The sequence below is a fragment of the Vibrio zhanjiangensis genome, assembly GCF_030161235.1.
GTDB classification, from domain to species: Bacteria; Pseudomonadota; Gammaproteobacteria; order Enterobacterales; family Vibrionaceae; genus Vibrio; species Vibrio zhanjiangensis.
Window position 1 is genome coordinate 24751 of the sequence record NZ_BSPW01000012.1, and the last position, 6432, is coordinate 31182.

Consider the following 6432-nt stretch of genomic DNA (forward strand, 5'->3'; position numbering starts at 1 on the left):
AAGGATATGTTTTCATGACTTCGTGATTTCAATGATATAGTGTCACCCATGGACACTACTCAAATTGGACACTAATTATACAATGACGGCCTATTTTCGTCTCTTTCTCACTGTTATCCTCAGTATTTTATATCTTTCTGGCTGTGCGTCCATCGACCCTAGTACCACTAACGTGGAATGGCAGACACAACAACAAAAGCTCGCCTCAATCGACCAATACAAGGCCAATGGAAAACTTGGCTATATTTCGCCCGAACAACGCCAATCTCTTAATTTTCAATGGAAACATAGCCCAACGTTCAAACAACTCAGGCTAACAACCTTTATCGGTCAAACTGCCCTTAACCTTAAAATTACGCCACAAGGCTCCTCTGTAGAGACCTATCAAGATGACACTTTTGTATCGGACGATGCTCAGTCACTTATTTATCGTCTCACGGGACTCAGCTTGCCTATTGAACAGCTCAACAACTGGCTTTTAGGCCGCCCTGAAGGCGCTGACGGTTTTATCCTCAACGACACAAACACATTGGCCTCACTAACGAAAAAAGTGCAAGGTAAAGTCTGGCAACTCAACTACCTAGGTTATCAAGATGTCGACTATCAAGGGCAACCGCTCCCTCTGCCTCATAAACTCAAACTGACACAAGGAAGCATCGCCATCAATATCGTTATATCAAACTGGAATCTCGAACCATGATCAATGACACTACCCATTGGCCATCACCAGCAAAGTTAAATTTGTTTTTGTACATCACAGGACAAAAAGACAATGGCTACCACGAATTACAAACTCTATTCCAGTTTTTGGATTACGGCGATGAACTTGCTATCACAGCCAACAGCACTGGAGAAATAACCATTGAACCAGAGCTTCCAGATGTCCCAGTCACAGATAACCTAATTTATCGAGCTGCCATGGCGCTCAAAACAAGAGCGGGATGCGCGCTTGGCGCCCATATTCATCTAAGTAAAACATTACCTATGGGCGGAGGTATTGGAGGGGGCTCTTCTAATGCCGCGACCACGCTTGTTGCACTAAACTACCTTTGGCAAACTGATATTTCTCAACAAGAACTGGCTGAAATAGGCTTAACTCTCGGCGCTGATGTCCCCGTATTTGTGCAAGGCTTTGCTGCTTTTGCTGAAGGTGTTGGCGAAAAACTGGTAAAGGTTAGCCCACAAGAAAAATATTACCTCGTTGTGAGGCCCGGAGTTTCTATCGCTACCGGTGAGATATTCTCTCACCCCAAATTGCACAGAAACTCTCCAAAACGTGATCTGGATACGCTTATTGATGGCCAATACGAAAACGATTGCGAAAAAGTTGTACGAATGCTGCACCCAGAGGTTGATAAGCAACTTTCTTGGCTGTTACAATATGCGCCGTCAAGACTTACAGGGACCGGCTCCTGCGTTTTTGCTGAATTTTTGAGCCGAAATGAGGCCAACAAGGTTCTTGAACAATTGCCTGACAATGTCTCAGCTTTTGTGGCCAGAGGGAAAAATATTTCACCTCTACATGAGACACTTGCTAAGTATCGCTTAGCTTACAATATAATCTAAATACTGGACGCAACCCTGAGGTTTCTACCGTGCCTGATATGAAGCTATTTGCTGGTAACGCTACACCTGAACTAGCCCAACGTATTGCTGATCGTCTCTACATCTCTCTTGGTGACGCAACTGTTTCTCGTTTTTCGGATGGCGAAGTTGCCGTCCAAATTAACGAGAATGTACGTGGTAGTGATGTTTTCATCATCCAATCTACCTGCGCACCAACCAATGATAACCTAATGGAACTGGTCGTGATGATTGATGCAATGCGCCGTGCTTCTGCCGGCCGTATTACAGCAGTTATCCCCTATTTTGGCTATGCACGCCAAGATCGTCGTGTACGCTCTGCCCGTGTTCCCATTACTGCTAAAGTCGTTGCTGATTTTCTTTCAAACGTCGGCGTTGACCGCGTTCTGACCATAGACCTACACGCAGAGCAGATACAAGGCTTCTTTGATGTTCCCGTCGATAACATCTTTGGTACACCTGTGCTACTTGACGATATGGAAGCTCGTGGACTAGAGAACCCTGTCGTTGTTTCACCAGATCTTGGCGGTGTTGTAAGAGCACGTGCAACGGCTAAAGCACTTGGCGATATTGATATTGCCATTGTCGATAAGCGTCGCCCTCGTGCCAATGTTTCTGAAGTCATGAATTTGATTGGTGATGTAGAAAATCGAGATTGCGTGATTGTCGATGATATGATTGATACTGGTGGTACATTGTGTAAAGCCGCTGAAGCTCTGAAAGAGCGAGGAGCTAAGCGAGTTTTTGCCTATGCCACTCACGCTGTTTTCTCTGGAAATGCCCATCAAAACATCAAAAACTCAGTTCTAGATCAAGTCATAGTTACCGATTCAATTACTCTCTCCAAAGAAATGCAAGCAACCGGTAAAGTGACCACCCTTAGCCTGTCCCGTATGCTTGCAGAAGCGATTCGTCGTATCAGTAATGAAGAGTCAATTTCTGCGATGTTTAATTGACTCTAATTAAAGTCAAAAAAACACCTAAAACACCCCATATTTGGGGTGTTTTGTTATTTACTCGATTCACTATAAGGTATGCCTCGCCCAGAAGAATATTTCTGTGCTATCATACGGCGCTTTTAAGATGCCAACAGAGATCTTTACCTTGAGCCAATCAATCAAACTTCTCGTCGGACTGGCCAACCCTGGCCCTGAGTACTCTAAAACGCGGCACAATGCTGGAGCTTGGGTTGTTGAAGAACTTGCGCGTGTCCACAATATCATACTCAAAAATGAGTCTAAGTTTTTTGGTATGACAGGCCGAATAATCATCAATGGACAAGATCTTCGTTTGCTTATTCCGACCACTTATATGAATTTGTCAGGTAAATCAATCGCCGCTCTGGCAGCATTTTATCAAATAAAGCCTGAAGAAATCATGGTCGTACATGATGAGCTGGATTTACCTCCAGGTGTCGCTAAGTTTAAAAAAGGTGGTGGCCATGGTGGACACAATGGCCTGAGAGACACCATTAGTAAACTTGGTAATTGCAAAGATTTTTATCGTCTTAGGATTGGTATTGGCCACCCTGGGCACAAAGATAAAGTAGCGGGTTTCGTGCTCGGCAAAGCGCCGACTAAAGAGCAAGAGCTGCTCGACGCAGCTACTGACGAAGCCGTGCGCTGTTTGGATATCCTCTTAAAAGATGGATTAGCAAAAGCACAAAACCGTCTACATACGTTCAAAGCGGAATAAGGTTTATATCATGGGTTTTAAATGTGGCATCGTTGGTCTACCAAACGTAGGTAAATCGACTCTGTTTAACGCACTAACTAAAGCTGGAATCGAAGCAGCAAACTTTCCATTCTGTACGATCGAACCAAATACTGGTGTCGTTCCTGTACCGGACTTGCGCCTTGACGCTCTAGCAAAAATTGTTAATCCTCAGAAAATTCTACCTACAACAATGGAGTTTGTGGACATTGCTGGATTGGTCGCTGGGGCTTCAAAAGGTGAAGGCTTGGGGAACAAGTTTTTGGCTAACATCCGTGAAACTGACGCCATTGGTCACGTAGTGCGCTGCTTTGAGAACGAAAACATCGTTCATGTTGCAGGTAAAGTCTCACCAATTGAGGATATTGAAGTTATCAACTTGGAGTTGGCTCTTGCTGATTTGGATTCTTGTGAGCGTGCAATTCAACGTAACGCTAAAAAGGCCAAAGGTGGCGATAAAGATGCAAAATTTGAGCTCTTAGTACTGGAAAAGCTTCTGCCTGTACTGACAGAAGGTGGCATGGCTCGCACTGTCGAGCTGTCAAAAGAGGAATTATCTGCAATCGGGTATCTCAACTTCCTCACTCTAAAACCGACTATGTATATTGCCAATGTCAATGAAGATGGTTTTGAAGACAATCCATATCTGGATGCTGTACGTGAGTTTGCCGCAAAAGAAAACAATGTTGTCGTCCCTGTATGTGCCGCTATTGAATCAGAATTGTCAGAGCTTGAAGACGAAGATAGAGAAGAGTTCCTTGCCGATTTGGGCATTGAAGAGCCTGGATTAAACCGCGTGATTCGCTCTGGATATGAGCTTCTAACTCTACACACTTATTTTACTGCTGGCGTAAAAGAGGTGAGAGCATGGACGATTCCAGTGGGTGCAACGGCACCACAAGCAGCAGGTAAAATTCATACCGATTTTGAAAAAGGCTTTATCCGCGCCGAAGTGGTCGGCTATGACGACTTCATTCAATACCAAGGTGAAAGTGGTGCAAAAGAAGCGGGTAAATGGCGTTTGGAAGGGAAAGACTACGTCGTTAAAGATGGCGATGTTGTTCATTTCCGATTTAACGTGTAGTTTTAACGCAAGTTATTGACAAAAAAAGCCAGCAACCATGCTGGCTTTATTTTTTCAGTTGAGTAATCAAATAAATAAACTTGGTAAATGCGCTTCATTTTGCCATCACTTTTTACTCATTAACACGCCTCTTTGTTTAAAAAGAAACCGAACAGTTGATTTCACGGCATTTATTCAAAAAAACTGTTGACGGCTTTGTCTCAACTTCGCATAATGCGCGCCGTTCCCAATAATAAAGTAAGTTATTGACGGGAACAAAATATGGTATGGCTACGTAGCTCAGCTGGTTAGAGCACATCACTCATAATGATGGGGTCACAGGTTCAAATCCCGTCGTAGCCACCATTCCTGAGAGTTTTTGTAAAAGCTTTTAGGAATAGATGCGGAAGTGGCGAAATTGGTAGACGCACCAGATTTAGGTTCTGGCGCCGCAAGGTGTGAGAGTTCAAGTCTCTCCTTCCGCACCATAAATTTGTTAACAATTACGGTTAACTCTGCAGGTCTATCGCCAAGTGGTAAGGCAACGGGTTTTGATCCCGTCATTCCCTGGTTCGAATCCAGGTAGACCTGCCAATTATTTAAAGTGTTGAGCCTTTTAGAAAAAGGGCTTGTCACTAAGAACGTGAAGGTTTATATTGTCACGTTCACGAGTGGCTACGTAGCTCAGCTGGTTAGAGCACATCACTCATAATGATGGGGTCACAGGTTCAAATCCCGTCGTAGCCACCATTTATTTTGACTGCTAGCCTTGCTATCAGTCCTGTAGAGTCAAGACGCGGAAGTGGCGGAATTGGTAGACGCACCAGATTTAGGTTCTGGCGCCGCAAGGTGTGAGAGTTCAAGTCTCTCCTTCCGCACCATCTTGAATTACTCTACAAAAAGCTTATGCGGAAGTGGCGAAATTGGTAGACGCACCAGATTTAGGTTCTGGCGCCGCAAGGTGTGAGAGTTCAAGTCTCTCCTTCCGCACCATAAGTTTGTTAACGATTACGGTTAACTCTGCAGGTCTATCGCCAAGTGGTAAGGCAACGGGTTTTGATCCCGTCATTCCCTGGTTCGAATCCAGGTAGACCTGCCATACACAATATCTGTCAGATTCTCCAATTATCTGGCCGATTATAAAGTTAGTTGCGGAAGTGGCGAAATTGGTAGACGCACCAGATTTAGGTTCTGGCGCCGCAAGGTGTGAGAGTTCAAGTCTCTCCTTCCGCACCATAAATTGGTTAACGATTATGGTTAACTCTACAGGTCTATCGCCAAGTGGTAAGGCAACAGGTTTTGATCCCGTCATTCCCTGGTTCGAATCCAGGTAGACCTGCCATATACAATATCTGTCAGATTCACCAATTATCTGGCTGATTACAAAATTAGTTGCGGAAGTGGCGGAATTGGTAGACGCACCAGATTTAGGTTCTGGCGCCGCAAGGTGTGAGAGTTCAAGTCTCTCCTTCCGCACCATTATACAAATGGCTACGTAGCTCAGCTGGTTAGAGCACATCACTCATAATGATGGGGTCACAGGTTCAAATCCCGTCGTAGCCACCATTTATTTTTTGACTGTTAGCCTTGCTATCAGTCCTGTAGAGTCAAGACGCGGAAGTGGCGGAATTGGTAGACGCACCAGATTTAGGTTCTGGCGCCGCAAGGTGTGAGAGTTCAAGTCTCTCCTTCCGCACCATCTTGAATTACTCTACGAAAACTTATGCGGAAGTGGCGGAATTGGTAGACGCACCAGATTTAGGTTCTGGCGCCGCAAGGTGTGAGAGTTCAAGTCTCTCCTTCCGCACCATAAATTGGTTAACGATTACGGTTAACTCTGCAGGTCTATCGCCAAGTGGTAAGGCAACGGGTTTTGATCCCGTCATTCCCTGGTTCGAATCCAGGTAGACCTGCCATACACAATATCAGTCAGATTCTCCAATTATCTGACTGATTACAAAACTAGTTGCGGAAGTGGCGGAATTGGTAGACGCACCAGATTTAGGTTCTGGCGCCGCAAGGTGTGAGAGTTCAAGTCTCTCCTTCCGCACCATAAATTGGTTAACAATTAC

Annotated in this window: 5 protein-coding genes and 15 tRNA genes; all 20 read left to right on the plus strand. The window is 44.8% G+C overall.

Going from position 1 to position 6432, the window contains the following annotated elements; translation table 11 throughout:
* Nucleotides 1-82: 82 nt before the first annotated feature.
* The 20 genes from lolB (at nt 83) to QQK21_RS02625 (ending at nt 6413) form a co-directional block, all read left to right on the plus strand.
* Nucleotides 83-700 (plus strand): lipoprotein insertase outer membrane protein LolB, encoded by a 618-nt coding sequence (gene lolB, locus QQK21_RS02530; RefSeq protein ID WP_284190641.1) that lies wholly within the window; start codon nt 83-85, stop codon nt 698-700.
* On the plus strand, nt 697-1566 hold the full coding sequence (gene ispE / locus QQK21_RS02535; protein ID WP_431313096.1) for a 4-(cytidine 5'-diphospho)-2-C-methyl-D-erythritol kinase: 870 nt from the start codon (nt 697-699) through the stop codon (nt 1564-1566). The genes lolB and ispE overlap by 4 nt, the downstream gene beginning before the upstream one ends.
* Before the next feature lie 29 nt (nt 1567-1595).
* Nucleotides 1596-2540, plus strand: coding sequence for a ribose-phosphate pyrophosphokinase (locus QQK21_RS02540; protein ID WP_284190642.1), 945 nt, complete (start codon nt 1596-1598; stop codon nt 2538-2540).
* Between the two features lie 148 nt (nt 2541-2688).
* Complete coding sequence (gene pth / locus QQK21_RS02545) at nt 2689-3279, plus strand: aminoacyl-tRNA hydrolase (protein WP_284190733.1); 591 nt, start codon at nt 2689-2691, stop codon at nt 3277-3279.
* Nucleotides 3280-3289: 10 nt separating this feature from the next.
* Nucleotides 3290-4381 carry a redox-regulated ATPase YchF gene (gene ychF / locus QQK21_RS02550; protein ID WP_284190643.1) on the plus strand — a complete coding sequence of 364 codons (1092 nt, stop codon included), beginning with the start codon at nt 3290-3292 and terminating at the stop codon, nt 4379-4381.
* 268 nt (nt 4382-4649) lie between these two features.
* Nucleotides 4650-4726: transfer RNA gene (locus tag QQK21_RS02555), tRNA-Met, on the plus strand.
* A 37-nt stretch (nt 4727-4763) separates the two neighbouring features.
* Nucleotides 4764-4848, plus strand: a tRNA-Leu gene (locus QQK21_RS02560).
* A gap of 31 nt (nt 4849-4879) precedes the next feature.
* Nucleotides 4880-4954: transfer RNA gene (locus QQK21_RS02565), tRNA-Gln, on the plus strand.
* Nucleotides 4955-5033: 79 nt separating this feature from the next.
* Nucleotides 5034-5110 (plus strand) — tRNA-Met (locus QQK21_RS02570).
* 46 nt (nt 5111-5156) lie between these two features.
* Nucleotides 5157-5241: transfer RNA gene (locus QQK21_RS02575), tRNA-Leu, on the plus strand.
* 27 nt (nt 5242-5268) lie between these two features.
* Nucleotides 5269-5353: transfer RNA gene (locus QQK21_RS02580), tRNA-Leu, on the plus strand.
* 31 nt (nt 5354-5384) lie between these two features.
* A tRNA-Gln gene (locus tag QQK21_RS02585) sits at nt 5385-5459 on the plus strand.
* Between the two features lie 52 nt (nt 5460-5511).
* Nucleotides 5512-5596, plus strand: a tRNA-Leu gene (locus QQK21_RS02590).
* A 31-nt stretch (nt 5597-5627) separates the two neighbouring features.
* A tRNA-Gln gene (locus QQK21_RS02595) sits at nt 5628-5702 on the plus strand.
* A 52-nt stretch (nt 5703-5754) separates the two neighbouring features.
* Nucleotides 5755-5839 (plus strand) — tRNA-Leu (locus QQK21_RS02600).
* A 10-nt stretch (nt 5840-5849) separates the two neighbouring features.
* A tRNA-Met gene (locus QQK21_RS02605) sits at nt 5850-5926 on the plus strand.
* Between the two features lie 48 nt (nt 5927-5974).
* Nucleotides 5975-6059: transfer RNA gene (locus QQK21_RS02610), tRNA-Leu, on the plus strand.
* Nucleotides 6060-6085: 26 nt separating this feature from the next.
* Nucleotides 6086-6170: transfer RNA gene (locus tag QQK21_RS02615), tRNA-Leu, on the plus strand.
* A gap of 31 nt (nt 6171-6201) precedes the next feature.
* A tRNA-Gln gene (locus QQK21_RS02620) sits at nt 6202-6276 on the plus strand.
* Between the two features lie 52 nt (nt 6277-6328).
* Nucleotides 6329-6413, plus strand: a tRNA-Leu gene (locus QQK21_RS02625).
* Nucleotides 6414-6432: the final 19 nt, after the last annotated feature.

What these genes read in the sequence shown, in the direction of transcription:
- lolB (WP_284190641.1), top strand. Translation starts at nt 83, where the DNA reads ATGACGGCCTATTTTCGTCTCTTTCTCACTGTTATCCTCAGTATTTTA.
- ispE (WP_431313096.1), top strand. Translation starts at nt 697, where the DNA reads ATGATCAATGACACTACCCATTGGCCATCACCAGCAAAGTTAAATTTG.
- ychF (WP_284190643.1), top strand. Translation starts at nt 3,290, where the DNA reads ATGGGTTTTAAATGTGGCATCGTTGGTCTACCAAACGTAGGTAAATCG.